Consider the following 2,602-nt stretch of genomic DNA (forward strand, 5'->3'; position numbering starts at 1 on the left):
AAAATTACTCTTATAATATTAAAAATAATCTTAAATAGATTATAAAATACTACTAATCCCATAATTATTAAAAACTCGCCCATTTATTCTCCATTCTTTGTAGTATTTTTAATTACTTCATAAAAATTCATAAATTTTAACTAAAATATTTCATTTTTCTTTATTTCACACTTCCAAATAAATCATTCAAAGCTTCGCTCATTGTCGGATGAGTAAATATCATATCTTTCAAGAATGTATATTTTTGTTCAGCTTTCATAGCCGCTGCAACAATGTTTATCATTTCGTGGGAAGTATTGCATAATAAAGCACATCCCAGTATTTTATCTGTTTTTGCATCTATAACCGCTTTAAGCAATCCATCTGTTACGCCTTCTATTTTTGCTTTTGGAATTGCCATTGCTTCAAGTCTTCCTGTTTTTACTTCATATCCTTTGGCAATTGCTTCACTTTCAGTCATTCCAACTCTTGATAAAGGTGGATTTATGAATACGCTGTATGGAATTACATTTCTATCGTTTACTGTTCTATTTCCTCCATTGTAAAGGTTATCTCTTATTATTCTAAAGTCATCAAGAGAAATATATGTAAATTGAAGTCCACCTTTCACATCTCCCATTGCCCAAATGTTATCAGCTGTTGTTTTCAATGTTTCATCAACTACAACCGCATCTTTTTCGTCAGTTTTTACTCCTGCCGCTTCCAAATTAAGCCCTTCTGTATTGGGTTTTCTTCCAATTGCCACAAGAATTGCGTCTGATTCAATTTCACTCTTGCTTGACCCTTGTGAAATTTGCACATATCCTTTTCCATTTTTATCAACAATTTCCTCAATTTTTGATTCCAGTAAAAATTTAACTCCTTTTGCCTCAAATATAGCCTTTGCCCTATCAGCAATTTCTTCATCTTCTCTAGGCATAAGTCTTTGTGCCAAATCAATCACTGTAACTTCTGATCCAAAATCAGCATACATCGAAGCAAATTCCAACCCAATGTACCCTGCTCCCAAAATAGTCAATTTTTTAGGAAGTTCCTTTAATTCCATAATTGAAGTGCTTGTATAAACATGATTACTTTCTTTAAGCCCTTTTATACCAGGAATTATTGTAGTCGAACCTGTATTTATAAATATTTTTTCCCCTTCAATCTGAACATTTTCCCCATTGCTTTCAATATTAACTACATTTTTTGAAACAAAGCTTCCAAATCCATCATAAATATCAATATTTTCCTTTGTAGCCAGCATTTCATAATTTTTTCCACGTAACGCACCAATTAATGTATTTTTATTATTTATACTTTCTGTATAAAATCTCTCCTTTTCCTCAATACCACTTAATCCTTTATTTTTAAGAACTTTTGTACTGTCAACAAGTTTTTTTGTAGGAATACACCCAATATTTATACAAGTCCCTCCGTACATCTTGTCCGATTTCTCAATCAAAGCCACATTCTGACCTTTCCCAGCCAAAAATCCTGCCAAAGTTTTTCCACCTTTTCCAAATCCAATTATTATTGCATCATATTTTTTCATTTTCTTTGTCCTTTCCATTTTATACAATTAGTTACATAATTGTATTCATTATAAAATTAGATTTCCTTGTCTTAAGAATACCACATTTTTTATAAAAAAACAAGAGTATTTGTGTTTACAAATTTTATTATTTTTTCAATCCCCTTAATAACTAAAATATCCAAAGTCTTCTCATCTTTCATAAACTCTACCATATAATCATTTGGAAATTCAGGAAATATCATCACAACTGTTCCAATCGAATTCTTTAAAACTTTATCAGATAATTTTCTTTTTGCTTTTACTACATCATATTCATCAAACATAAAATCTCCATTTTTCATTTTTATATCAAAACACCTATATTTATCATTTTATTTCACAATTAATTAAGTATTTTACTCTTTTTCTTTTAAGAATTTTTCATATTCTTTTATTCTTCCACTGTCAGCTTCACTATAATTTTTTAATCCATTTGATTTTTTAACTACATCTACCCATTTTTTTATTTCTTTTAAATTTTTCTCTCTGTAGTAATATTTTAATAAATAATTTATTGCTCTATAATCTTTTAGTTCAGCTGCTTTTAAATACAAATTCATAGCTTCAATTTTATCACCTTCTTCTAGAATTTGTGCTAAATATATTTGTGAATCAGTATTTCCTATTTCCAATGATATTTTATACCATTTCTTTGCTTCATCAATATTTCTATTTCTGTGCTCAATAATTCCTATAAAAACAGCAGCTTTCTTTAAACCATTTTCATATGCTTTTTTATATTTTTCCATTCCTTTTTCTTTTTTATCCTTATAACGATAATAAAAATCAGCTGTATACAAAATTCCTTCTTTTTTTAACTTCTCCATTTGTAAAAAATATTTTTCTGCTGTATCATAATCTTTTTTTAAAATACTTTCCTCTCCTTTTATATACAACTCAAAGAACTCTTTATCCATTCTATCTTTTGATAAACTGTATTCCAGTAAATCATTTGCTTCATCATCAAATCTAAAAATTTCTTTTGTATTTAATATTTTATCTTGCCAGTATTTCAATTTTTCATTATCTTTTTTTATATAATATATT

General features: G+C 27.9%; 3 protein-coding genes. All 3 read right to left on the bottom strand.

What is annotated here, in order from left to right:
• Positions 1-160 precede the first annotated feature (160 nt).
• A complete protein-coding gene (locus Q0370_RS08510) occupies positions 161-1,534 on the bottom strand; it encodes an FAD-dependent oxidoreductase (RefSeq protein WP_299574625.1) in 1,374 nt (457 codons plus the stop codon).
• An 89-nt stretch (positions 1,535-1,623) separates the two neighbouring features.
• Positions 1,624-1,857 carry a DUF4926 domain-containing protein gene (locus tag Q0370_RS08515; RefSeq protein WP_299574627.1) on the bottom strand — a complete coding sequence of 78 codons (234 nt, stop codon included), beginning with the start codon at positions 1,855-1,857 and terminating at the stop codon, positions 1,624-1,626.
• A 54-nt stretch (positions 1,858-1,911) separates the two neighbouring features.
• On the bottom strand, positions 1,912-2,602 hold a 691-nt coding region (locus tag Q0370_RS08520), incomplete at its 5' end, for a tetratricopeptide repeat protein (RefSeq protein WP_367270883.1).

It is taken from the genome of uncultured Leptotrichia sp. (assembly GCF_938036635.1).
Taxonomy (GTDB): domain Bacteria; phylum Fusobacteriota; class Fusobacteriia; order Fusobacteriales; family Leptotrichiaceae; genus Leptotrichia; species Leptotrichia hongkongensis.

What these genes read in the sequence shown, in the direction of transcription:
- Q0370_RS08510 (WP_299574625.1), bottom strand. Translation starts at nt 1,534, where the DNA reads ATGAAAAAATATGATGCAATAATAATTGGATTTGGAAAAGGTGGAAAA.
- Q0370_RS08515 (WP_299574627.1), bottom strand. Translation starts at nt 1,857, where the DNA reads ATGAAAAATGGAGATTTTATGTTTGATGAATATGATGTAGTAAAAGCA.